The 24,683-nt window shown below is 38.1% G+C and carries 19 protein-coding genes and 1 pseudogene; 7 read left to right on the top strand and 13 right to left on the bottom strand.

The window, feature by feature from the left end:
* Positions 1-12 precede the first annotated feature (12 nt).
* From BHF69_RS04515 to BHF69_RS04495, 5 genes are all read left to right on the top strand, one after another.
* Positions 13-978 carry a DHH family phosphoesterase gene (locus tag BHF69_RS04515; RefSeq protein ID WP_075669891.1) on the top strand — a complete coding sequence of 322 codons (966 nt, stop codon included), beginning with the start codon at positions 13-15 and terminating at the stop codon, positions 976-978.
* Positions 972-1,862 (top strand): tRNA pseudouridine(55) synthase TruB, encoded by an 891-nt coding sequence (gene truB, locus BHF69_RS04510; RefSeq protein ID WP_075669890.1) that lies wholly within the window; start codon positions 972-974, stop codon positions 1,860-1,862. The genes BHF69_RS04515 and truB overlap by 7 nt, the downstream gene beginning before the upstream one ends.
* A 12-nt stretch (positions 1,863-1,874) precedes the next feature.
* Positions 1,875-2,819: a bifunctional riboflavin kinase/FAD synthetase gene (locus tag BHF69_RS04505; protein ID WP_075669889.1), complete on the top strand. Its 945-nt coding sequence runs from the start codon at positions 1,875-1,877 to the stop codon at positions 2,817-2,819.
* A gap of 190 nt (positions 2,820-3,009) precedes the next feature.
* A complete protein-coding gene (locus tag BHF69_RS04500) occupies positions 3,010-3,873 on the top strand; it encodes a hypothetical protein (RefSeq protein ID WP_075669888.1) in 864 nt (287 codons plus the stop codon).
* A gap of 3 nt (positions 3,874-3,876) precedes the next feature.
* On the top strand, positions 3,877-5,844 hold the full coding sequence (locus tag BHF69_RS04495) for a fructose-1,6-bisphosphatase (RefSeq protein ID WP_075669887.1): 1,968 nt from the start codon (positions 3,877-3,879) through the stop codon (positions 5,842-5,844).
* Positions 5,845-5,902: 58 nt separating this feature from the next.
* Here BHF69_RS04495 and BHF69_RS04490 read toward each other — a convergent pair whose 3' ends face one another.
* Complete coding sequence (locus BHF69_RS04490; RefSeq protein ID WP_075669886.1) at positions 5,903-6,328, bottom strand: RrF2 family transcriptional regulator; 426 nt, start codon at positions 6,326-6,328, stop codon at positions 5,903-5,905.
* A 204-nt stretch (positions 6,329-6,532) separates the two neighbouring features.
* Between BHF69_RS04490 and BHF69_RS04485 the strand changes: the two genes are divergently transcribed.
* The gene (locus BHF69_RS04485; protein WP_075669885.1) at positions 6,533-7,183 is read left to right on the top strand and encodes a cytidylate kinase-like family protein; all 651 of its coding nucleotides are present in this window, start codon (positions 6,533-6,535) and stop codon (positions 7,181-7,183) included.
* A 42-nt stretch (positions 7,184-7,225) separates the two neighbouring features.
* Here BHF69_RS04485 and BHF69_RS04480 read toward each other — a convergent pair whose 3' ends face one another.
* The 11 genes and pseudogenes from BHF69_RS04480 to dapF form a co-directional block, all read right to left on the bottom strand.
* Positions 7,226-8,308, bottom strand: a complete 1,083-nt coding sequence (locus BHF69_RS04480) for a tyrosine-type recombinase/integrase (RefSeq protein WP_075669884.1) — start codon at positions 8,306-8,308, stop codon at positions 7,226-7,228.
* 240 nt (positions 8,309-8,548) lie between these two features.
* Complete coding sequence (locus tag BHF69_RS04475; RefSeq protein WP_075669883.1) at positions 8,549-9,301, bottom strand: tRNA lysidine(34) synthetase; 753 nt, start codon at positions 9,299-9,301, stop codon at positions 8,549-8,551.
* Between the two features lie 87 nt (positions 9,302-9,388).
* Positions 9,389-10,408, bottom strand: coding sequence for a ketol-acid reductoisomerase (gene ilvC / locus BHF69_RS04470; protein ID WP_075669882.1), 1,020 nt, complete (start codon positions 10,406-10,408; stop codon positions 9,389-9,391).
* A 95-nt stretch (positions 10,409-10,503) separates the two neighbouring features.
* Positions 10,504-11,001, bottom strand: a complete 498-nt coding sequence (ilvN, locus tag BHF69_RS04465; RefSeq protein ID WP_075669881.1) for an acetolactate synthase small subunit — start codon at positions 10,999-11,001, stop codon at positions 10,504-10,506.
* 172 nt (positions 11,002-11,173) lie between these two features.
* A complete protein-coding gene (locus tag BHF69_RS04460) occupies positions 11,174-12,415 on the bottom strand; it encodes an LCP family protein (protein ID WP_075669880.1) in 1,242 nt (413 codons plus the stop codon).
* Positions 12,416-12,717: 302 nt separating this feature from the next.
* Positions 12,718-15,132 carry a homocysteine S-methyltransferase family protein gene (locus tag BHF69_RS04455; RefSeq protein ID WP_075669879.1) on the bottom strand — a complete coding sequence of 805 codons (2,415 nt, stop codon included), beginning with the start codon at positions 15,130-15,132 and terminating at the stop codon, positions 12,718-12,720.
* On the bottom strand, positions 15,125-16,951 hold the full coding sequence (locus tag BHF69_RS04450; RefSeq protein WP_075669878.1) for a bifunctional homocysteine S-methyltransferase/methylenetetrahydrofolate reductase: 1,827 nt from the start codon (positions 16,949-16,951) through the stop codon (positions 15,125-15,127). Before BHF69_RS04450 ends, BHF69_RS04455 begins: the two co-directional genes overlap by 8 nt.
* Positions 16,941-17,438, bottom strand: coding sequence for a hypothetical protein (locus tag BHF69_RS04445; RefSeq protein WP_158022552.1), 498 nt, complete (start codon positions 17,436-17,438; stop codon positions 16,941-16,943). Before BHF69_RS04445 ends, BHF69_RS04450 begins: the two co-directional genes overlap by 11 nt.
* A gap of 80 nt (positions 17,439-17,518) precedes the next feature.
* Positions 17,519-19,768, bottom strand: a complete 2,250-nt coding sequence (locus BHF69_RS04440) for a DNA gyrase/topoisomerase IV subunit A (protein ID WP_075669876.1) — start codon at positions 19,766-19,768, stop codon at positions 17,519-17,521.
* Between the two features lie 24 nt (positions 19,769-19,792).
* Positions 19,793-21,706: a DNA gyrase/topoisomerase IV subunit B gene (locus BHF69_RS04435; RefSeq protein ID WP_075669875.1), complete on the bottom strand. Its 1,914-nt coding sequence runs from the start codon at positions 21,704-21,706 to the stop codon at positions 19,793-19,795.
* A 283-nt stretch (positions 21,707-21,989) separates the two neighbouring features.
* Positions 21,990-22,836: pseudogene (dapF, locus tag BHF69_RS04430) on the bottom strand (diaminopimelate epimerase).
* 232 nt (positions 22,837-23,068) lie between these two features.
* Here dapF and BHF69_RS04425 point away from each other — a divergent pair.
* Positions 23,069-23,701: a DUF5105 domain-containing protein gene (locus tag BHF69_RS04425; protein WP_075669874.1), complete on the top strand. Its 633-nt coding sequence runs from the start codon at positions 23,069-23,071 to the stop codon at positions 23,699-23,701.
* A gap of 52 nt (positions 23,702-23,753) precedes the next feature.
* Here the strand turns inward: BHF69_RS04425 and BHF69_RS04420 are convergent, their stop codons facing one another.
* Positions 23,754-24,653: a LysR family transcriptional regulator gene (locus BHF69_RS04420; RefSeq protein WP_075669873.1), complete on the bottom strand. Its 900-nt coding sequence runs from the start codon at positions 24,651-24,653 to the stop codon at positions 23,754-23,756.
* Positions 24,654-24,683: the final 30 nt, after the last annotated feature.

The following is a 24,683-nucleotide window of genomic DNA, read 5'->3' as shown; positions in this document are numbered from 1 at the left end:
AGTTTTGCTAATATGAATGCTTTTATCAGAGCAGTGGAACAGGCAAAACACATTGCCGTCACAGGACACATTCGTCCTGACGGCGACTGTGTTGGAGCCTGTCTTGGTGTTTACAATTACATACAGGACAATTATCCAGACAAAAGCGTGGACGTCTATTTGGAGCCTATACAGAAGGAGTTTCATTTTTTAAATGGCTGCTCCTATGTAAAAAATCAGCTTGAGGAAGAAATCAAATATGATCTTTGTATTATCTTAGATTGTAGTGAAGCCAGTAGAATTCAGCCTTTTCTCCCTTTATATGAGAATGCAGGAGAAACCATCTGTATTGATCATCACATCAGCAATCATGGCTTTTGTGATAATGACATCGTTGATCCTGGAGCCAGTGCAACCTGCCAGCTTTTATATCTACTGATGGAGGATGAACTGATTACTTTGGCCTGTGCAGAATGTCTTTATACCGGAATCGTACATGATACTGGTGTATTCAAGCACAGTAATACAACGAAAGAGACCATGTGTATTGCTGGTGAACTGATTGAAAAAGGAGTCAATACTTCTCATATTATCGATGATACATTTTATCGAAAGACTTATGCGCAAAACCAGATTTTAGGATATGCCCTTTTAGAAAGTGCATTAATCTTAGATGAAAAAGTGATCTATTCTTTCGTTACAAAAAAATGGCAGGATCTTTATGGAGTGACCAGTGCAGATATGGGTGGAATTATTGATCAGCTCCGCATTACGGAAGGAGTCGAGGTTGCAATCTTTGGATACGAGTTACAGCCATGTGAATTTAAGATCAGTATGCGATCCAATGATTATGTAGATGTGAGTAAGATTGCTGCAATATTTGGCGGTGGTGGGCATATCAAGGCAGCTGGCTGTACTATGAATGGTACTTCCAGAGACATTATCAATAATCTGCTGCCATATATTGAAAAACAGCTAAAGGTGGAATCAGATTGTTAAACGGAATTATAAATGTATACAAAGAAAAAGGATATACCTCCCACGATGTAGTTGCAAAATTGCGTGGGATTCTTGGTCAGAAGAAAATTGGTCATACTGGAACTTTAGATCCCGAAGCAGAGGGTGTCCTTCCAATTTGTCTTGGAAAAGGAACAAAATTGTGCGATATGATCGAAAATACTGATAAAACATATCAGGTAACCATGTTGTTGGGAACGGAAACGGATACAGAGGATATGACCGGAACAATTCTGAAACAATCACCCGTATCCTGCACGGAAGCAGAAGTAACCGAAGCGATTCTTTCTTTCCAAGGTGAGATCATGCAGGTTCCGCCGATGTATTCCGCTTTAAAAGTAAACGGAAAAAAATTATATGAACTAGCAAGACAAGGAAAGGAAATTCACCGGGAACCTCGTCCAATTACCATCCATGAGATTCAGATACTTTCTATGAATCTTCCAGAAGTGGTGATGACCGTGCGTTGTAGCAAAGGAACCTATATCCGCAGTCTATGTCGTGACATCGGAGCAAAACTTTCCTGTGGTGGATGTATGAAAGCATTGATCCGTACAGAGGCATGCGGATTTAAACATGCGACCTCTTATCGATTGGATGAAATTGAACATATCAAAAAAAATGGCGATGTGAACATGATCATGATTTCCATTGATCATATGTTCCTCCATTATCCCGCAGTTGTGATTCCTTCTAGTATGAATAAGCTGCTCTATAATGGAAATCCAATTCGAGTAGAAACAAAAATTTCAGGAGAAAAAGTAAGAGTTTACGATGATAAGGAACATTTTATTGGTATTTATTCTCATCAGAAAGGACGATTAAAGCCAATAAAACTGTTTTTTGATATGGAAACTTTTCATTAGGAGTCAAAAACAATGGAATACATTAAAAATACAACCGATTTTCATTACAAGAATACAGTTGTAGCACTTGGAAAATTTGAAGGACTTCATAAAGGACATCAGCTGCTTTTAGATGAATTAGACCATTATAAAAAGAAAAATGGCTATACAAGCGTTATGTTTACCTTTGACAGACCTCCAAAACTGGTCATTAAAGGTAAACGTGAACGAACAATCTATACCAAAAGTGAACGCTGTTATAAACTTCAGAAAACTTCTTTGGATGTACTGATCGAGCATCCGTTCACAAAAGAATTTTCTCAGTTAAGTCCAGAAGATTTTGTAAGGAATATCTTAGTAGAAAAACTAGATGTGAAAGTAATCGTAGTCGGATTCGATTTTGGATTTGGCTATAAACGCCAGGGAAATGTCGAAGTATTAACACAGCTGTCTGAAAAATATGGATACAAACTGGTTGTCGTGCCTAAATGCACTGTTCATGGCGAAAAGGCTGGCAGCACTTTGATCAGGAAGTATCTTCAGGAAGGAAATTTGGAAGCAGCCAATGATTTTTTAAATGAGCCCTACAGTATTATTTCTAAAGTAGTGCATGGAAATGCCATAGGGCGTTCTTTGATCGGCCTGCCTACGGCTAATCAGTTTCCAGATCCACATAAACTACTTCCTCCAAAAGGTGTTTATGTGACCAGAATTATTTATAAGAATAATGAATACTATGGAATTACGAATATTGGTACAAAACCAACCGTAGAGGATTATGAAATCACAGGAGTAGAAACCTTTATATTTGATTTTGACCAAAATATTTATGGAGAAGTAATCGAAGTACAATTCCTTCATTACAAGCGTCCAGAGATGAAATTTTCAGGACTAGAAGAACTATCCAGACAGATGAAAGCGGATGCCGCCTATGGCCGGCAATATGTCAGTGTTCATTATGGATATCATTCCAAATAATCTATGAAAGAGAGGAGTCTCATAAAAGATGATTTTTTATGAGACTCCTCTCTTTTTCTTGTTATTACATAATTAAATTCATGTTTATTTTCCGCTTGTATTACATTAGATTACAACGTAATACATTACGTAATACGTTGTAATCTACGAAAATTTTTGATATAATTTTCTTATAAAAGGAGGAATGGGCATGGGTGAATCAAATAAAGAATCATTAAAAGGCCGGACCATACGTACCAGCGACGAATCTTACGAGAAATTCAGACAGATCGCACAGGAAAATTTTGAAAATCAAGGTCAGTGCTTTTCTACATTAATACACTTATATGAATTAGAACAGGGAAAAACTATTTTGGGAGAACGCAAGATGGAAATCGAAAACTTCCAGATGCATATCAATACGCTGCTGAAGATGTTTATCCAATCCCTGCAAATGAATGAAGATGCAGAAGAACGTGTAAAGGCTGGAATCCAAACCACGTTGGATACCAAAGATCGACAGATCATATATTTGCAAAAAGAGCGCAATCAGTTGGCAGAGAAACTGGAAGAAAAAGAAGAAAGCTGCCAAACCATACAACTTCATTTGGATCAGACAAAAGATCTTTTTCAACATGAGAAGGAAAATTTTCAGTCCATCATCTCCCAATTAACTCAGACTGTACAGGACAAGAATGATATGATTGCCTTACTAAATCATCAGAAGAAGGAACTGCAGACCCAGTTAGATGAAACTCATACGCAGGATAAGAAGATTCGCGAACTGGAAAGTCAACTGGCACAGATCAATCAGGAAAAAACCTCATTATCCAATCAGATCAATCTGCAGCAACAGATTCACGAACAGGAAATAGAAAAAATGAATCGTCAATTAGAGCTGGAAAAAGAAAAATATTCCTTTGATTTAGAAAAGGCTTTATTAGAGCAACAAAAAGACTTGCAATTATCTTGGAAACAGGAGAAAATGGAATATGATAGAAAATTAGAATTATACCAGATGAAATATGTAACCGCATTAGAACGTATCGACAAATTTTCTAGTAAAAAGGAGTAATTTATGAAACCGTTAAAAATGAAGTATCTAAAAAGTCTTGCTAAACAGTATCCCAATATTGCAAAAGCATCTACAGAAGTAATCAATCTGCGTGCTCTGTTGCATCTGCCCAAAGGAACAGAGCATTTTGTATCTGATCTACATGGGGAACATGAGCTGTTCCTACATACCCTTCGAACCGGTTCAGGAGCAGTAAAGGGAAAGATTCAGGATGTTTATGGGAATACCTTAACAGCCACAGACAAAAAAAGCCTGGCAGCCCTAATTTATTATCCTGAAGATAAACTTAAGAAAATCAAAACCCAGTACGACGATCAGACAGATCTGGATGATTGGTATAAGATCATGCTTTACCGTATGATTGAAGTCTGCAAACAATCATTAACCAAATATAGCCGTTCCAAGCTACGAGACTCTCTTCCAAGTTCTTATCGTCATACATTAGAAGAACTATTAAGTGAAAATAACCGCGTGGAAGATAAGAAAGCTTATTATACAGAATTGGTCGATAGCATTATTGAATTGGAACAGGCAGATAATTTTATTATTTCTATGGCCTATCTCATTCAACGCCTGTGTATTGAGCGTTTACATGTCATCGGAGATATTTTTGATCGTGGTACTGGAGCACATATTATTATGGATGAACTGATGAAATATCACTCCGTTGATTTTCAATGGGGAAACCATGATGTGGTATGGATGGGTGCTGCATCCGGTCATCCTGCCTGCATCGCCAATGTCATTCGTCTTTCTGCACGATATAACAATCTTCGCTGTATAGAGGAAGGCTACGGTATTAATCTGATTCCATTGCTCCATTTTGCCATTGATGTTTACAAGGATGATCCTTGTACCTGCTTTACCATTGATACGAAAAATGGTGACATCGATACCAATGAGTTAGAACTGAATATGAAGATGCATAAAGCCATTACTATTATTCAATTTAAATTGGAAGGTCAACTAATCCTGCGCCGTCCCGATTTTAAAATGAATGATCGACTATTACTAGACAAAATCAATTATGAGAATGGGACTATCGAAATTCAAGGTAAAACGTATGAATTATTGGATAAAAATTTTCCGACCATCGATCCGAAGGACCCATACAAACTAACTGAACAGGAAGCGCAGCTAATGGAGCGTCTTGAATATAGCTTCCGAAATTGTGACAAGCTTCAAAAACACATTCGATTCCTTTTATCTAAAGGTGGTCTGTATCTAACATATAACAATAACCTTTTATTCCATGGATGTGTTCCATTGAACGAAGATGGTACTTTACGTGAAGTAGAATTAAACGGAATCAAGTACTCTGGACGAAACCTCTATGATGTGTTGGAATACTATGCAAGAAAAGGGTTTTACCGACAAAAAGAGGATACGGATTACACGTATGGAAGAGACATCCTCTGGTATATCTGGTCCAACGAAAATTCTCCTGTATATGGTAAAGAAAAGATGGCTACCTTTGAACGTTACTTTCTCAGTGATCACGCTCTGCACGAGGAAAAGAAAGATTATTATTACAAATTAATTGAAGAGGACGAAGTAGTTACAAGAATTTTGAACGATTTCGGATTGCACTCTCCAGAGGCAAAGATTATTAATGGACATATGCCAGTGAAGAAGAATGAATCACCAATAAAATGTGGTGGAAGGGCCTTGATCATCGATGGCGGTTTTTCTAAAGCCTATCACAGTACCACTGGAATTGCCGGATATACGTTGGTATTTAACTCCAATGAGATTAAGCTGATTGCGCACGAAGAATTTGTATCAAAAGAATATGCTGTAGAGCACGAAACCGATATTCATTCTGAAATTGTGGTAACAGATTATAAATTAAACCGCAAGAAAATTTCCAACACAGATAAAGGATTGGAAATGAAGGCAAAAATCGAAGATTTGGAATTGCTCATATCCGCATATCGCTCTGGTATGCTGGAAGAAGAATATCATTCCTAGGCTTTTCATAAATTCAGAAAGCCATCGGACAATCTCAAATCCGATGGCTTTTCTTTTATTAATGCTTTTTCTGATAATATTTATCTACAAGATCTTTTAATGTAATATTATCTACGACCTGATTGATGGCATCCCTCATTTCTTCCCAAATTTCAAAGGTGATACAATCATCGATTCGATCACATCCTCCATTGGCTTCATCCACACAGGCAACTGGAGATAGACTCCCTTCTGTAAGACGCAGAATCATACCCACCGTATAATCCTCTGGTGGACCAGCTAACCGATATCCTCCCTGTGCACCCCGTACACTTTTTACATATCCTGCCCGGCTGATTGGAGTAATAATCTGCTCTAAATATTTAATGGAAATTTTCTGACTTGTTGCAATGGATTTTAATGTAAGATTATCCCCTTCTCCATAGTGAAGAGCTAACTCTAACATTAATCGCAGTGCATAACGACCTCTAGTGGAAACTTTCATTTTCTACCCATTCCTTTCCCGTTTCATTACTCTTATAATACCATAGGCATACTAGGAATTCAAATTTTTCTTACAAAATTCTAGAATTACATTTCAAAAAAATGTAAAAATACGTTAATTTTTTGTGAAATAACTCCAAATTATCTGTACAAAGCGAGATTAATCATGTATAATATAGACAATGAAAGAACGGAGGTGTTCGTTATGAGCAATAATAATATGATTATCACCATTGATCGTCAATATGGAAGTGGTGGACATATAATTGGACAGAAATTAGCCGAAGATCTAAGTATTCCATTTTATGACAGCGAATTATTAAAAGAAGCGGCAAAGGAAAGCGGCATTTGTGAAGAGATATTTGAGAGTTTTGATGAAAAGCCTACCTCCAGTTTTTTATACTCATTGGTTATGGATCCTTTTTCATTAGGGTATAACAATAATTCTTTTGATATGCCGATTAATTACAAGGTATTTTTGGCATCCTTTGATACTATTAAGAATCTGGCCAAGCAAGGTCCCTGCGTATTTGTAGGTCGTTGTGCAGATTATGCCTTAAGTGATTTAAATCTTCCATTTTTGAGTGTATATGTTAAAGCACCTTTGGATGCAAGAATGAAACGTGCACAGGAGGTTTATGGAGTTGCCGAGAATCGTTGTAAGGAAGTGTTAACAAAGAAAGATAAAGAACGTGCAAGCTATTACAATTATTATACTTCTAATAGGTGGGGGGATGCAAAAAGCTATGATTTATGCCTAGATAGTAGTAAGTATGGCATCCATGGAAGTGTAGATTTGATTCGATATGCTGCTGATTTAAAAATGAAACGGTTACAACAAAATTTAGAAAAATAAAAATCAGCATTGTGAAAGACAGGAGAAGAAGCTCCTGTCTTTTCAATTTACCGACGTATTTTCTTCTCTTTTTTCCCGCAAGGTTACTTTATTGGCCGCATAACGACGTTTTTGATCTGACATGGCCGCATAATGCTTTCTTGTTGTATTAACATCATTATGACCCAAAACTTCTGCAACGAGATAAATATCATCCGTTTCCTGATAAAGAGAAGTACCATAGGTACTGCGTAGTTTATGAGGAGTAATTTTCTTAAGGGGAGTGATTTCCTTTGCATATTTCTTTACAAGATTTTGCACTGCCTGAACTCCAATCCGTTTCTTTTGCATAGAGAAGAAGAGGGCATGCTCATGTCCTGGAAGAGGTATGATCTTTTTCCGATCTGTGTTAATATATTGCTGAAGAGCGTATTCCACCTCTTCACCAAAATAGACGATCATCTCTTTATTTCCTTTTCGAATCAGATGAAGCCCATTATTCTTAAAATCCACATCCTCAAGGTCTAGTCCTACCAATTCAGATACACGGATCCCTGTGCCGAGAAGAAGCGTGACAATGGCAAAATCACGTATTTTTGTCTTTTCATAATAAGCTTTTCTCTGTCCTGTCAGATTTTCTCCGCCCTTTTCAATATAATCCAGCAAATTCGCGATTTCATCCGGTTCCAGACGAATAATGTTTTTCTCATGAATCTTTGGCATATCAACGAGAAGCGTTGGATTTGTCGTTATAAGCTGACGTTTATAATAATAAGCATAAAAGCTTCGAAGAGAAGACATTTTGCGATAAATACCGCGTTCTGTATTGGTCATTTGCTTGGTAGGGGAGTCGTAGACCTTTAAATATTCCATATATTCCTCTAAATCCACCGATTGAAGCTGATCCAAGTCAGTAGGGCGGAAATCTGTCATCTGATAAGACCGATATACTGGATTGGTATCAATTAAATATGTAAAAAATACTCGAAGATCATAGGCATATGCAATTCTGGTTCGTACGGAGGACGTTGGCTCCATAGCTCTAAAATATTCCTTTGCAAACGGCGGAAGTTGTGTGAGCAGCTCACGTAGTTTTAATGTATCATCCACATATTTTTTCTCATGATAAGTTGTAATTTCTTTCATAAAATAAATTTCCTTTCTATGTATAAAATAAAGAAAATCGAGAGAGGTATGCAGCTAAATATACCAATCTATAATTTAAATCGGTATTTCGCGTATAGATTGATTCCTCTTTTATTATACTACTATCTGCTTTAAAATACAATTCATTCCTGAAAAATTGATACAAATAAAAACACAGACACTTTTTTATTTGTATCTGTGTTTTCTTCTCTTATATGCCATATTATATCAATGCGACCTTTATTTTCTTGTTTTCGTTCGAAGTCTTGGTTCCGGTTTTGGTGGCCATCCTTTTATGTCACCATTTACGACGGCACGAAACATTCGATCTCTGGCTCCTGGATGATCATGATTCAATTGCTTCACCAAATCTTTTGCATATTCCCGCTTGGTATATCCATCCATCGGACACGGACTTTTTGCTACTGGTAAGCCCATCTTGTTTTTAAAACCAATGATATCTGCTTCATCCACATATAGCAAAGGACGGATCACCGTTAAATCCATTCTATCCAAATAGGTCACCGGTGAAAATGAATGTATCCTTCCTTCAAAAATTAAAGATAATAATAAGGTTTCTACTACATCATCCTTGTGATGTCCATAAGCCACCTTATTGCACCCAAGTTCCTTGATTTTCTCATTCAATGCTCCTTTTCGCATCTTGGCACAAAGGGAACATGGGTTGGTTTCTTTTCTCTGCTCAAATACAATTTCAGCAATGTCCGTGTGAACAACAATAAATTCTACATCTAGCTTATCACATAATGCTTTTATCTCTTCTAAATCAAAATTACCCCATCCCAGATCTACTGTAATTGCAATCAATTCAAAATGGTTTGGATAAAAGATTCGTAAATGAGCTAACGCATATAACAAAGACAGGCTGTCCTTTCCACCAGAAATTCCGACCGCAATTTTATCGCCTTCCTGAATCATGTGATAATCATCAACGGCTCTCCGTACATAGCTCAATAACTGCTGTAATTTCATACTACTTCTTCTCCTTGTTTGAAAAAGAAATTTCCTATTCCATGAAAAAGGCAGCCAACAAGGCTGCCTTTTGTAAGGTTATAACGATTAGTTGTTGATTAATTTATCTTCTTCATTATTCCAGCTATAAAGTTTTCTGATTTCTTCTCCAACTTTTTCACTTGGATGTTCAGAAGCTAATTTTCTCATAGCTTTGAAGTGAACCTGTCCACCTGCAGAAGACATATCTAATAAGAAATCTTTTGCAAATGTACCATCCTGGATGTCAGATAATACTTTCTTCATAGCTTTCTTTGTATCTTCTGTGATGATTTTTGGTCCTGTGATATAATCGCCATATTCAGCTGTATTGGAAATAGAGTATCTCATTCCAGCAAAACCAGACTGGTAAATTAAATCTACGATTAATTTCATTTCGTGGATACATTCAAAATATGCATTTCTTTCATCATATCCAGCTTCTACTAATGTTTCGAAACCTGCCTGCATTAATGCACAAACACCACCACAAAGTACAGCCTGTTCTCCGAAAAGGTCTGTTTCTGTTTCTGTTCTGAATGTTGTTTCAAGAACACCAGCTCTTGCTCCACCAATTGCTAGAGCATAGGCTAAAGCGATATCTAAAGCTTTACCGCTTTCATCTTTTTCTACAGCTACTAAACAAGGAACACCTTTTCCTTCTAAGTATTCGCTTCTTACTGTATGTCCTGGTCCCTTTGGAGCGATCATTGTTACATCTACTCCTTTTGGAGGATTGATTAATCCAAAGTGGATGTTGAAACCATGAGCGAACATTAACATATTACCTTCTTCCAGGTTTGGTTCAATGGATTCTTTGTATAATGCAGCCTGTTTTTCATCGTTGATCAAAATCATAATGATATCTGCTTTTTTTGCAGCTTCTGCAGCTGTATAAACTTCAAATCCCTGAGCTTCCGCTTTCGCCCAAGATCTACTTCCTTCATATAATCCAATAATTACGTTGCAACCGGATTCTTTTGCATTTAATGCATGTGCATGACCCTGGCTACCATAACCGATAACGGCGATTGTTTTACCATCCAACATTGATAAGTTACAATCTTCTTGATAATAAATTTTTGCCATTTTCTATTCCTCCCATTTTATGAAATAATATGTATATTCGGTTAAAATTTGGCAGATTTTAACCAGTAAAATCAGAGTAAAATATACTCCAAGTATTACTCAACACTGGCAATATTCTTGCCTCTTCCAAGTCCCGTAAGACCTGTACGAACCATTTCGATAATGTCAAATCCATCTAAGAGACTGATAAATGCCTGAATCTTATTCACATTACCAGTAAGCTCAATAATCAATGAGTTTTTGCTGACATCTACGATCTTTGCACGGAAAATATCTGCAACTGCAATAATCTCCTGCTTTTCTTTCTTGTCTGCTTTCACTTTTACTAAAACAAGCTCTCTGCAAACAGAATTGTTGTCTTCCAACTGCATGATTTTAACAACATCTTCTAATTTTAAAAGCTGTTTTCGAATCTGTTCTAAAATAATATCATCGCCGGTTGCTACAACTGTGATTCTTGTATACTTAGGATTCTGTGTTACACCAGCTGCGATACTATCAATATTGTATCCTCGTCTGGTAAATAATCCTGCTACCCGGCTTAATACACCAGGTGTGTTATCTACTAATAATGATAAAACAATCTGTTTCATAAAATTTCCCCTTTAATACATAACTGTACATATTTTAACAATTGACTTAATCGTTGTCAAGTTTCTAAACCCTTCTACAACTATAAAATGAAAATTTTTCATTTGACACATGAATATGATACCTCAGTTAAGATATTTCCTTAACTGAGGTATAACATCAACTCTTTGATTGTTAATTCGCTGCTTCATCATCAGAAGGTGCATCTGTTGGCGGAGCTGCTGTTGTAGGAGCTTCCGTAGGTGCCTCCGTTGTTGATGGTGCAGCCGTTGTAGAAGCTGCTGTTGTGGGAGCTTCCGTAGGTGCCTCCGTTGTTGATGGTGCACTGGTAGTGTAAGAAGTATCTCCAGACTCAGGTTCATTATCGTACATATTCGTTTCTTCCTGATAAGAAGAACTTGTAGAGCTTCCATCGCTGGCCGGTTCTTCAATCTCACCAAAGTCTTTTGCATAATCCACATCATCATCACCAATATTAAAGATGAATTTCTGTAACACAGCTTTATTGGCTTCTAAGTTGATAATAAATACAAACATACCATTTCTTCGTCCCATCAAATAAGTTCCTTCATATGGAATACGAAGAGATTCTATCTTATTTAAATTAAAGTCCATAACCACTTTTACCAGCTTTTTGATCGTATTTGCATCTAAATCTGTAGATACATCACTCATCAGACTGGTAGCAATTCCTAAAATAGAAGTAATACTCTGATCTTTTACCTTATCTAAGATAGCCTGCAGCACTGCCTGCTGTCTTAAACAACGTCCAAATTCTCCATCTCCGTATTTTGGATGTGTTACCTTACGGATTCTGGCATAAGCCAATGCCTGGTACCCATTTAACGTCTGCTTTCCTTCTTTTAAATTACGGTACTTTGCTTTTGCAACAAACTTAGTAGTATTTAAGTATTCCGCTTCTTCTGCTGTAAGCTCGACCTCAACACCACCTACTTTGTCAATCACTTTTCGGAAAGAACCAAAGTCTACGATAACATAACCATCCAATTTAATGTCAAAGTTTTGCGTAATCGTCTTAGATAACAATTCTACTCCTCCATAAGAATAAGAGGAATTGAATTTATCCATACCGTGTCCTGGAATATCCACATACATATCACGCATCAAAGAAGTTACTTTAACTTTTTTCTCCTTCATATCGATCGTTGCGATCATAGTAGAATCCGAACGTCCATTAGCTGATTCATCGGAACGTCTATCCGAACCTACAACTAAAATATTAATGATATCTTTATCAGATACTAAACCATCACCTGACTGGTCGATTTTATCTGTACTGGTTTCTTTAAAATAAGCCATTACTGCATCGTAATATCCCCACAGACTGCTGGCACCAATCGTAATGATCAAGGCCACTGCAAATACTACCCTCAAAATAATTTTTTTCTTATTCATAACTTCATAACGTCCTCCTTAAGTATGCATAATATGATACCAGAGTCAAAAGGTCATGCTGTTCATGCTTGCATGAAAAAGCATGACTTTGGGACCCGTAAAACATGAGAAAGTAGCCATTTTTCGTAGAAAAATGAGCGGATTTCGAATGTTTTTAGGATTTCGTGAGCGTGAAACACGGAGAAATCCGTTGGTATCAAGGGGGCAAAGGCTTTTGGCCCCAACATCATAATATTAGGTTATACCACATTTCAACAATATGCAACACTTTTTTCGATTAGTTTTTTACAATTAAAGAAATCTTAAGAATTACTACACAGCCTCTGCACTAGCGTTACCGCATCGGCTGCATCTTTTGAGTATCCATCTGCACCTATCTCATCTGCAAAGCTTTGCGTGATTACTGCTCCTCCGATGATCACCTTTATATTTAATTGTTTTTCTTTCACCAGTTCCACTACATCCTTCATGCGCATCATCGTAGTTGTCATCAATGCAGACAAGCCAATAATATCTGCCTTTTCTTCTATTGCAGCCTGAATGATCCGTTCTTTTGATACATCCTTACCAAGATCAATGACATGATATCCATAATTCTTTAGCATTAAAACTACCAGATTTTTTCCAATATCATGAATATCACCTTCTACCGTTGCCATGATGATAGTAGCTTTTTTTTCAGAAGAATCATCAGATTCCAGCATTGGTTCTAAATATTCAATGGCCGTTTTCATAGTTTCCGCACTGGAGATCAATTGAGGAAGGAAGTAAATCTGCTGTTCAAACAGCCTTCCGACCTCATTGATGGCAGGAATTAATTCTTCATTAATAATGAATCCGGGAGCCTTTCCTTTTTCTATTTCCCGTTTGACTTCGTTTAAAATCGATTTTTTATTTCCCTTTAAAACACAATGAAATACATCATTTTTTTGTGTTGCTTCTGCCACCGTCTCACTTCCAGTATCTACAACTTTATCAGAAAGCTGGTTCATCCGATGAATATAACGAAGATCAGCATCTTGCTTATTCAATAAAAGATCACTGGCATAAGCAATATTCATCATGATTTCACTGGAAGGATTTGCGATTGCCATAGTAAGTCCCTTCTGGATTGCCATGGTAACAAATGCTGCATTCACATATGCACGGCTTGGAAGACCAAAAGAAATATTAGATAATCCTCCCACCGTTGCCAGCCCTAATACATCTCTGCAATAAGAAATGGTTTCCAATGTCTCAATGGCTGCTTTTTTATTGGCACCAACAGTTGCAACCAGACCATCTACAATAATATCTTCTTTTCGCAAACCTAAGGATAAAGCCCGATCTACTATTGTATGAATAATATCCTTCTTTTCTTCTATATTCTTTGGAAGACCAGCATCAGACAATGGAAGCAGGATGAACATGGCTCCATATTTTTTAGCAATCGGGAGCAGTTTTTCAAATTTTACCTTTTCCAAAGAAATGGAATTGATCAATGCCCGTCCAGGATAATGTCTTAATGCGGCCTCAATAACATCCACATGGCTGGAATCGATGCAAAGCGGAAGATTGGTCGTAAGGGTAATTTCCTCAATGGCTTTTAACATCATTGCCTTTTCATCAATACCATTCATGCCCATATTCACATCTAAAATATCGGCACCCATTTCCTCCTGCTGTTCTGCCATCTCGATGACCACATCCATATCACCCTCTCGTAAGGATGCCTGTAGCTTCTTCTTACCAGTTGGATTGATTCGCTCTCCAATAACTAAAAATGGACCATCCACATCGATTTCCTGTACTTTACGCTCAGATGCCAGAATTCGCTTATATTGAGAATTCGCTGGTTTTGGAACAAGAGAAATAGTCGCTTCCACCAACTGACGAATATGTTCTGGATCCGTACCACAGCAGCCACCCAGGATAGCTGCACCGGCCTCCACAAGCATTGGTCCATAAGAAGCAAATTCCTCTGCCTTCATATCATAGACAGTTTCTCCATCGATCAGCTTTGGAAGACCAGCATTCGGTTTTGCCAAAATCGGTACATTTGCATATTTCTTCATAGTAGAAACAATCTCAGCCATTTCTGCCGGTCCCGTAGAGCAGTTAACACCAATCACATCTGCTCCCAGACTCTGAAGCACAACCACCGCCGTAGCCGGGTCCGTACCATACAAAGTTCTTCCATCTTCATTAAATGTCATAGAAATGATGACCGGAAGATCACAGATTTCCTTAATCGCAATCAAAGCCGCACGGGATTCTGCCAGACTCATCATGGTCTCTACTACAAATAAGTCCACACCTGCTTCCAGTAAAATAGAAGCCTGCTCTTTATAAATATCGATCAATTCTTCCAGCTGCATAGATCCCATTGGAGCCAGACTCTCGCCCGTCATCGTAAGATCACCTGCTACATAGGCTTTCCCATCAGCAGCCTTTTTGGACAATCCCACCAGTTCCGTGTTCATCTCCTTTATCTGATCTTCTAATCCGTATTCCCGTAATTTGATTCGGTTTCCAGAAAACGTAGGAGCATATAATATCTGTGTTCCTGCCTTCACGTATTCTTCCTGTAAAGAAATCAAAACCTCTGGGTGCTTTAGGATCCAAAGCTCTGGACATACACCCGTCGGCATACCTGCTTTCTGCAGATTACTTCCAGTTGCTCCATCCAGATAAAGAGGCCGGTCTTTTATCAATGAGTATAAAGTTTCTTTAGTCATTTTTCTCCTCCATATGATCGATGATTCTACAAATCAACGCTACTCGGTTAAACGGTGTCATAAAGTAATAACCATCGGCGATATCCTTTAATTTTTCAATGACCGACAATGAAATTCTAACTGCTACTTCCTCTGACTGTTCTCTGGTCATATCCGGATCATACTGCTTTACTACTTCATCGGGAACAAAGATCCCTGGCATTTCATTTTTGATAAACATAGCATTTCGATAGCTGACCAATGGCATAATCCCACATATAATCTTTGTATCCAGCCGAGATTTGATAATACGCATCCGATCGATATCCTGCTGGGAATAGATTGGCTGTGTCAGGAAATAAGAAACACCAGCATCAATCTTCTTTTGCATTCTTAAAATTAATTTATCCAAATTAGCCTGATTCTGATTCAATGCACCTCCATAGGAAATGGGATCCTGGAAGAGTAATTCCCCGTTAATTTCCTTCATATATTCCATAAAACGAATAGAATTAAAATCGAAGACGCCTTTTGTTGTGTCCCTCTCTCCACTTGGTACCGGATCTCCCGTAACGATCAAAAAGTTCTTAATGCCATTAATATGGGCACCTAAAATCGTAGAATGCATGCTAATGCGATTGCGGTCTCTACACGCAATATGAGGCATGACCGGAATATCCACCATTGAATGAATCTTACTACCCAATAATACGGAATCTGCTCTCGCCCGTGCCAAAGGAGAATCCGCAAGCGTAATAATATCAACTCCTTGTTTTTTTAACTGATAGGCTCCTTCCAACAGCTTTTCTGCATTTTGATCAAACGGTGGATCCAGTTCTACTGCTATTACCTTCTTCCCTTGCTGCAGCTTTTTCACAAATGAATTATTTCTTGTCTTTGAAACCGGTACACCGGATGTCTCTTCCTCGCAGGTTCTTTTTTCTGATGGCTTCTGACATCCAATGATCTGTGCTAAAGCTTGAATATGCTTTGGAGTGGTTCCACAACAGCCACCCAGAATATTGAATCCTAAATTGGCTATATCCTGCATCTTTTCTGAATAATAAGAAGCTCCTTCAGAATAAATCGTGCGTCCACGCATGATCTGCGGATATCCACTGTTTGGCAATGCCTGTATATATTTTTTGTCAGAAAAGCTCAGTCCTTTTAATATATCATGCATCTGTCCAGCCCCAATCAGACAATTAGAGCCATAGCTATCAATATGTTCAATAGCCGCTACCTCTTGGAAAAGCCGTTTCGCACTATGCCCTTTGGTGGTATAGCCGTTCCGGTTAAATGCAAAGGATACCATAACAAAGGCCTCTGGCTTTTGGCTTTTGATATAATCTGCTGCCCACTCAACAACTGCACTGTCTGCAAATGTCTCAAAATTAAAAATATCTGCTCCGCACTCTAAAAATGCATCAATCAAGATCTGGTATTCTTCCCGTTCCTGATATTCATCTTCATAAAAAAGAGTTTCTGAAATTGGACCAATATCTGCTGCAATCCATGCTTCTTTCCCGCATTCAGCAATAGCAGCCTTTGCTATCTCGTATGCAGCCTTTATGGACTGATTCATATAATGATCTTGCTCCTCTTTTGTCTCCAATCCCTTTGAAATGGCCATAAATCGATTCACAGCAAAGGTGTTCGTACGAAGAAGCTTTGCTCCGCTATTTAGATATTCTTTATGTATTGATTTAATAAATACTGGATCTGCCAGATTCGCTTCTTCCGCAATCTGATTTTTGTCAGACTTCAGGGAATCATAGTACGTTCCCATAGCCCCATCCATAATTAAGATATGTTCCTTTAAATACTCTCTAAATGTCATAGTTATCTCCTGTCGTTGTTCGGAAAACACAGTTTTTATGCCTGCAATGACTGCACAAATGCTGCGTACACCGTGAAAATTCTTCTAAGATTCCATAAAATATAACACTTTTTGACGGCAGCAAAGCATATGCCTCATTCATTGAAACGGGTACTTCATCCCATCTCTTCTGTAACAATGGAAGCATTATAGCAAGCTCATCTGCATCCCAAAACTGCATCGCGTTCATAAATTGTCTCCGTTCCCGATGAATCAGTTCTTTGAATTGTTCATAAGAACAGGATAAAAGCTCTAACCCCAGACACTCTACTGCATAAGCCTCTAAAAAATTCTCCCTCTCCTGACAGTTTTCCATCATTTGATCGGGACCATTTCCAAGAGAAATGATAGCAGTTACCTGATTTTTCTCCGGGTAATCGTATTCATAGTATAACACTGGGTTTATACATTTGACTACCCTTTCGTATACTTTTTGAAAAAAAATCATCTGATCTCCAAAATGATACCGGTTCGCTGCATGAACAATTTCATCCGAAGTCAACCTTAAATAAAGTCGTTTCAATTTCATCACCGTCTGACTTTTGATCCTTTCCCATCCCTGGAAGCCAGTTTCAATCGATGGAATTCCAACGTTTTACCTTTATAATCGATGGATGGGATTGCTTCCTCTTCTGGCAGATATATGCGTTTTATCTGATCATCTCCCTGCAGCTTCATACCACGAACGCCAATGGCTGCTTTTTTCTTCGTTGGAATCTCTGACAGTAAAAATTTTAAGAATATTCCTTGTTCCGTTTCAAACACGATGGTCTGATCTTCTACTTCCTGATCGATCGGTTTTACGCAGAGTAGACGATCCTGCTCTGAAAGCTTAGTAGCAGATACCGTCTTCTTCGTCACCAAAAATTCTGATCCATCTACTATTTTCGTCATACTCTGTGTCGTTACAAATAGCAGACGTGTATTGTTAAACTTTTGTGCCGGCAAGAAGGTCAGAACCGTCTCCTGACTACTGTCATATTTACACAGATTATCCAATGGAGTCCCTTTATCCCTTAATCTTCCTGCTGGAATATCCAGAACCTTAAGCTGATGCATGATTCCCATATCTGTAAAAAAACAGAGCTTATCCGTATTGAGACAGGAAATGACATAACGATAGTCTTTCTGAACTGCCTCCTGATTCCGATGGTACGTATTGGCATCCAGCGTTTTCGCATAGCCAAACCGATCCATCACAAAATAAAGCTGCTGCTCTTTGATCGGTGCTTTCACAAACACCGCTTCCTTTACATCATCAACCACTGTCTTACGTTCCAGAGCATAGGATTTCTTAATCTTATCCAAATCCTTTTTGATTCTCCTGGTCATTGATCTTGGATTATTGAGCAAATCCTCATATTCCTCAATCTTTTTACAGATTTCTTCATATTCTTTCTTCAATGCAAGAATTTCCAGTCCAATTAGACGGTACAATTTTAAATCTAAGATAGCAGATGCCTGTTTTTCTGTAAAATGCAGTTCAGATGCCTGCTTTTTAGATGTCTGGGATTTAAACGAGATCTTGTCCGTAATTCCATGGGTCAGACATTGCTTTACATCTCGTAAATTTTTACTTCCTCTTAAAATTTCAATGATCAGATCGATCATATCACATGCCTGAATCAAACCTTCCTTAATCTCTTTCTGATCATAAAGCTTTTGAAGCAGCGTTGTATATTTTCTCGTATTGATTTCATAATGAAACTTCGTATGTTCCTCTATGATTCGGCGAAGAGATAATGTCTCTGGCCGTCCATCGACCACCGCCAGCATATTCACCCCAAACGTATCTTCCAGTTTGGTTTTCTTATACAATAAATTTTTTAAACGTTCCACATCCGTATTCTTTTTCAATTCCAATACAATACGGATTCCTTCTTTTGATGACTCATTTGAAATATCTACAATATCCGTCGTCAGTTTATTTTCCAGCAATCCAACCACATCGGATAAAAATTTTCCAATGTTAGCACCGATCATAGTATATGGAATTTCACTGATGACAAGTTTATCACGAGTACCCTTGCTGCCTTTTTCAAATTCAACCTTTCCCCGCAGCTTGATCTTTCCTGTTCCGCTGGTATAAATATCCACCAGCTCCTTCTTATTGATGACTAGTCCTCCCGTTGGAAAATCCGGTCCCTGAATGAACTGCATCAGTTCTTCCGTCGTTGCACGAGGATGGTCCATATAGTATTTTACAGCATCAATAACTTCTCCAAGGTTATGCGGTGGTATATTTGTCGTCATCCCAACGGCTATTCCTTCTGCACCGTTTACAAGTATATTGGGAATGCGTACCGGCAGGACCTCTGGTTCCTTCTCCGTTTCATCAAAATTTGGCACGAAATCCACAACATTTTTATCCAGATCGGAAAGATAAACTTCCTGCGTAAATTTCTTAAGTTTTGCTTCTGTATAACGCATAGCAGCAGCTCCATCGCCCTCAATAGAACCAAAATTTCCATGACCATCCACAAGTGCCATCCCCTTCTTAAAATCCTGCTCCAATACGACCAAAGCATCGTAGATAGAGCTATCACCATGAGGATGGTATTTACCCATAGTATCACCAACGATTCTTGCTGATTTCCTATGTGGTTTATCATAATTTAATCCCAATTCATCCATTGCGTATAAAACACGTCTTTGAACGGGCTTTAATCCATCGCGGACATCCGGAAGTGCTCTTGCACAGATAACACTCATAGCATAATCGATGTATGATTTTTGCATGACTTCGGAATATTCCGCTTTCATAATCTGTTCAGACATTTGCTTTCCTCCTTTTTATGTCCGTTAAATATCCAATGTAGCGTCTGCCGCATTTTCATAGATGAATTTACGACGCGGCGGAACATCACTTCCCATCAGCATGGATGTTACAGAAGAGGCCATTCTGGCATCCTCAATTTCTATCTGCTTTAAAATACGTGATTCCGGATCCAGAGTTGTCTCCCACAGTTGTTCTGCATCCATTTCTCCAAGCCCTTTATAGCGCTGGAGTGTAAAGGATCCTTTATGTGTTTTTCGATATCTTGCCAAAGCCGCATCATCATATAAATACTCTTCTTTTCCTTTTTTCGGAATCGCCTTATATAATGGAGGCATAGCCAGATATACATGTCCATGGGTGATCAGTTCCGGCATGAAGCGATAAAAGAAGGTCAAAAGCAGCGTGGCAATATGTGCACCATCTACGTCCGCATCTGTCATAATCACAATCTTATGATAACGCAGCTTGGTAATGTCAAAATCATTGCCATATCCTTCTGAAAATCCACATCCAAATGCATTGATCATCGTCTTAATCTCCGCATTGGCCAGCACCTTATCCATCGTTGCTTTTTCCACATTCAGAATTTTTCCACGAATAGGAAGAATGGCCTGGGTCTTTCGATTTCGTGCTGTTTTAGCAGAACCCCCAGCAGAATCTCCTTCCACAATAAAAATCTCACATTCTTCCGGCTTTCTACTCTCACAATTGGATAATTTTCCATTGCTATCAATGGAAAGCTTTTGTTTTACAAGCATATTGGTCTTTGCCTTTTCCTCGGCTTTTCTGATTTTGGCGGATTTTTCCGCACATGCCAGTACATTCTTTAAGATTTCTACATTTTTATCAAAATAAAAGACAACCTCTTCTCCTGCTGCCTCTGCTACTGCCTTTCCAGCATCTGGATTATCTAGCTTTGTTTTGGTCTGCCCTTCAAAGCGAGGGTCCGGATGCTTTACCGAAATAATGGCTGTCATGCCATTTCTTACATCTGTCCCTGTAAAATTAGCATCTTTTTCCTTTAAGATTCCCAGCTCTCTGGCATATTGATTCATGATCGTTGTAAATTTTGTCTTAAATCCAGTAATATGGGTGCCACCCTCAACTGTAAAAATATTATTGCAAAAGCCAAGCATAGTTTCCCCAAAATCTTCTGTATACTGGAACGCTGCTTCTACTTCAATATTATCAACCTGTCGTTTAAAGTAAATTGGTTCATGAATCACCTGCTTTTCTTCATTTAACTTTCTGACATAAGCACAAATTCCATCCGGCTCATGATAGGTAATATCAATTTCCTCTCCTTCACGCTTATTGGAAAAATAAATGGTCAGATTAGGATTCAGATAAGCAGTTTCATGAAGACGGTTTCTTATCATACTCGCTTTAAAATACGTTTTTTCAAAAATCTCACCATCCGGAAGAAATCGAATCATAGTTCCTGTTTCGCTTTTTTTGCATTTTCCAATCTCTTCTAATGGAGTAACCACCTTGCCTCTTTCGTAGCGTTGGTGATAGATGATACCATTCCTCTTAATCGTAACCTCCAGCCAGACAGAGAGGGCATTCACCACAGAAGCGCCCACACCATGGAGTCCTCCTGAAATCTTGTAATTGCTATCGCCAAACTTTCCACCTGCATGAAGAACGGTAAAAACAATCTGAACAGCTGGAAGTCCTGTCTTATCGTTGATTTCCACCGGAATTCCCCGCCCATTATCCGAAATAACTGCTGTCCCATCCTTTTCTAGGGAAACCGAAATTTCATTACAATATCCAGCTAAATACTCATCAACAGAGTTATCTACAATCTCGTATATTAAATGATTTAATCCTTTTGTAGAAACACTCCCGATATACATTCCGGGGCGTTTTCTTACGGCCTCCAGGCCTTCTAAGATTGAAATACTATTTCCATCATAGGTTTGATTGCTCATATTTGCACATCCTTTTTATTTATTATTCACTATACTAACATAAAAGAGTCAAAAAAAGCAACCGCATGTTTGGGTACCCTTCTTGAAACAAATCAATAAAAATGCAGATCCATGCATCCACAATCCGGGATTACTGGCTCTGCGTCTAATCGTCTTATATTAAATTAAGAAGGACTGTTCTATTTGTCATATTTCTTATGAGATTGGAAGAGTAGTATCAACAATGCAGAACAGTCCTCCTTCCCTTTTAATCATACTTTATTTATGTGAAGTTTTTATGATGTTAACGTAAAGTTTCTAATTTGATTTCACCATCAAAAGCAACTTCTGCAGGTCCTGTCATATAGATGGTATTCTTTTCTTCATCATAATCGATATGAATACATCCACCGAGAAGATGTACATCTACAGACTTCTCTGTCAGTCCGTTTAAGATACAGGCATATACGCTGGCACAGGTTCCAGTTCCACAAGCCAGAGTTTCCCCAGCACCTCGTTCCCATACACGCATCTTAATATTATTTCGATCTATAATCTGAATAAACTCCGTATTGGTACGATCCGGAAACATCTCATGATGCTCAAACTTCGGTCCGATTTTTTCAATATCAATGGAATCCGTATCATCTACAAAGACAACCCCATGAGGATTTCCCATAGACACACAGGTAATCCGATATTCCTGCCCATCGACAGTAATCGGTTCATCCACAATAATTTCCTTATCAGAAATAGCAGGAATCTGATCTGGTTTCGTAATCGGAGCTCCCATATCTACCTTTACCATAGCAACCTTACCGTCTTTTACGGTCATATCCAGATATTTGATTCCAGCTTTTGTTTCTAAAGAGACATACGTCTTATCCGTCAGTCCGTAATCATACACGTATTTTGCAATGCAACGGACACCGTTTCCACACATCGCTCCCTCAGATCCATCAGAATTATACATCTCCATGCGAAAATCAGCAATGTTGGATGGACAGATCAAAATCAGACCATCAGATCCAATTCCAAAATGGCGGTCACTGTATTTTTTTTGAAACCAGACCAGGATTTTCTACGGTTTCCTCAAAGCAATTTACATATACATAATCATTTCCACAACCATGCATTTTTGTGAATTTCATTGTTCTCACTCCTATCTTTCTATCTCAAAATTTTCTATTCTTCATATCCGTTTCATATTACACGATATGAACCTCAAATGCAAGAATTGGCATATATCTATGGGTATTGGAATCTCCATAACATACAATACGTTTCATTTTTCCTCCAATCATGCGTTTGAAATTGACAAAGATTTTTCTGATTATTATAATATCATAATAAGTCAAAAATTACACCATAAAGGGGACAATTATGAAAAAAGTAAAGTATTTATTGGGAATTGGTATTCTGATTCTTGCTTGTGTCATCGGTTTTCTTTCCTTGAGTAAGAAGCAGATTAAAGAATCTGCCAATGCATATATTAGGATGTATATGAATCCAGAAAGCCATGTTCCAAAACAGCTTTCCTATACAGAAAAAGAATACGCATCGATTTTAAAGAAGATGGAAGATATACAAAGCAAACAATTTGAAACCTATTTCAAAGACTCTGGGCTTCCCATAACAAAAACACAGCTGCATGATATTTACGAAGCATATCAATCCGCACTAAAGTCTTTGGATTACCATCTATCTATCAAAAGAAATGGATCCGGCAAAGCGACGATCTCCATCCGATGCAGACAGATCGATCTTGAAAAATTAGAAGATACGGCCACAAAGCATTCTTTAGCCATTATTGAAGAACAAAAGATAACAACGTTAAAGGAGGCTGCACAAATCTTTGTATCTGAATTAACTACAGGCTTAGAGAACCATACTCCAAAAGGAGAAGAAAAAACCATACAGATTTCATGGACCAAAAAGGATGGTTCCTGGAAACCGGAAGATATAGATACCTTTATACAAGAGATGCACGACCTGACCATAACCAAACTGGAATAAAGCTACAGAATTTTAAAAAGTAGCAGGAATTTAGCGTTCCCGCTGCTTTTCATTAATATGCGATCGAATATTCATTTTTTACAAACTGGATAAAATCCTCCACTGCCGGCTCATGAAATTGACCGTTTTTATAAATCATATACAAATACCGATAGTTGTTCTCTTCAATATAAATCTGCTTAACTCTTCCATCCTGAATAGCTGCCCGTACCTCTTTTGTCTCAGCTACATAAGAAATTCCAAAATTATTGGTAACCAAAGCTAATATGGCAAGTTCATCAGAAGATTCACAGACAAAATTCATCATCAAATGCTCTTCTCGAAAAATTTTTCTCGTAAATTTTCCCATGCTTGACGAATGATCATAGGAAATAAACGGTGTTTTTTGAAAATCATGAATCGAATGAATCACATCCTCTGCAATTTCCATCTGTGGAGGTGCAATCAAAATCAAATTCTCCCGAATGATCGGGAAAAAAGTAAGCTCTGGTTCATTCTCTTCATAAGAACCGAACACTACATCCGTTTCATTGTCATGAATGGAGCGAATCATAGATCCGGTAAATCCCTCACGAAACGAAAATGTAACATTGCTATTTTCCTCTCTAGTCAAAAACTTCTGAACCATCTTAGGTATATAATTATGGCCAAATGGAGAAATATACGCCACATTAATATGGCCGCTGCTGCGATCCAGCATGCTCTGCATCTCATTCTTGGCTCTCTCAATCTCATTTAAAATGGAATTGACATATCCCTGAAAGACCTTTCCATACTTGGTCAGTATAATGTTCCTCCCCTGCTTTTCAAATAATGGTACCTGTAGTTCTTCCTCCAGCAGAGCCATAGACTTACTCAAACTTGGCTGTGCCACATGAAGTTCCTTTGCAGCTTTATTATAGTGCTGCAGCTTTGCGATCATTTGAAAATAATATAGTTGTTGTAACGTCATCATCATCCCTCCTGGGTTCATTTTACCATA

The sequence above is a fragment of the Anaerostipes sp. 992a genome, assembly GCF_001940245.1.
Lineage (GTDB): Bacteria > Bacillota > Clostridia > Lachnospirales > Lachnospiraceae > Fimousia.
This window is presented reverse-complemented; position numbering and strand designations above follow the sequence as displayed.

Bases quoted from the DNA above. Each gene is read 5' to 3' on its own strand.
- BHF69_RS04485 (WP_075669885.1), top strand. From the start codon at position 6,533: ATGAGCAATAATAATATGATTATCACCATTGATCGTCAATATGGAAGT.
- BHF69_RS04420 (WP_075669873.1), bottom strand. From the start codon at position 24,653: ATGACGTTACAACAACTATATTATTTTCAAATGATCGCAAAGCTGCAG.
- BHF69_RS04440 (WP_075669876.1), bottom strand. From the start codon at position 19,768: ATGTCTGAACAGATTATGAAAGCGGAATATTCCGAAGTCATGCAAAAA.
- BHF69_RS04500 (WP_075669888.1), top strand. From the start codon at position 3,010: ATGGGTGAATCAAATAAAGAATCATTAAAAGGCCGGACCATACGTACC.
- BHF69_RS04495 (WP_075669887.1), top strand. From the start codon at position 3,877: ATGAAACCGTTAAAAATGAAGTATCTAAAAAGTCTTGCTAAACAGTAT.
- BHF69_RS04435 (WP_075669875.1), bottom strand. From the start codon at position 21,706: ATGAGCAATCAAACCTATGATGGAAATAGTATTTCAATCTTAGAAGGC.
- BHF69_RS04490 (WP_075669886.1), bottom strand. From the start codon at position 6,328: ATGAAAGTTTCCACTAGAGGTCGTTATGCACTGCGATTAATGTTAGAG.
- BHF69_RS04425 (WP_075669874.1), top strand. From the start codon at position 23,069: ATGAAAAAAGTAAAGTATTTATTGGGAATTGGTATTCTGATTCTTGCT.
- BHF69_RS04460 (WP_075669880.1), bottom strand. From the start codon at position 12,415: ATGAATAAGAAAAAAATTATTTTGAGGGTAGTATTTGCAGTGGCCTTG.
- ilvN (WP_075669881.1), bottom strand. From the start codon at position 11,001: ATGAAACAGATTGTTTTATCATTATTAGTAGATAACACACCTGGTGTA.
- BHF69_RS04515 (WP_075669891.1), top strand. From the start codon at position 13: ATGAATGCTTTTATCAGAGCAGTGGAACAGGCAAAACACATTGCCGTC.
- BHF69_RS04450 (WP_075669878.1), bottom strand. From the start codon at position 16,951: ATGACATTTAGAGAGTATTTAAAGGAACATATCTTAATTATGGATGGG.
- BHF69_RS04455 (WP_075669879.1), bottom strand. From the start codon at position 15,132: ATGACTAAAGAAACTTTATACTCATTGATAAAAGACCGGCCTCTTTAT.
- BHF69_RS04445 (WP_158022552.1), bottom strand. From the start codon at position 17,438: ATGATTTTTTTTCAAAAAGTATACGAAAGGGTAGTCAAATGTATAAAC.
- BHF69_RS04505 (WP_075669889.1), top strand. From the start codon at position 1,875: ATGGAATACATTAAAAATACAACCGATTTTCATTACAAGAATACAGTT.
- BHF69_RS04475 (WP_075669883.1), bottom strand. From the start codon at position 9,301: ATGAAATTACAGCAGTTATTGAGCTATGTACGGAGAGCCGTTGATGAT.
- BHF69_RS04480 (WP_075669884.1), bottom strand. From the start codon at position 8,308: ATGAAAGAAATTACAACTTATCATGAGAAAAAATATGTGGATGATACA.
- ilvC (WP_075669882.1), bottom strand. From the start codon at position 10,408: ATGGCAAAAATTTATTATCAAGAAGATTGTAACTTATCAATGTTGGAT.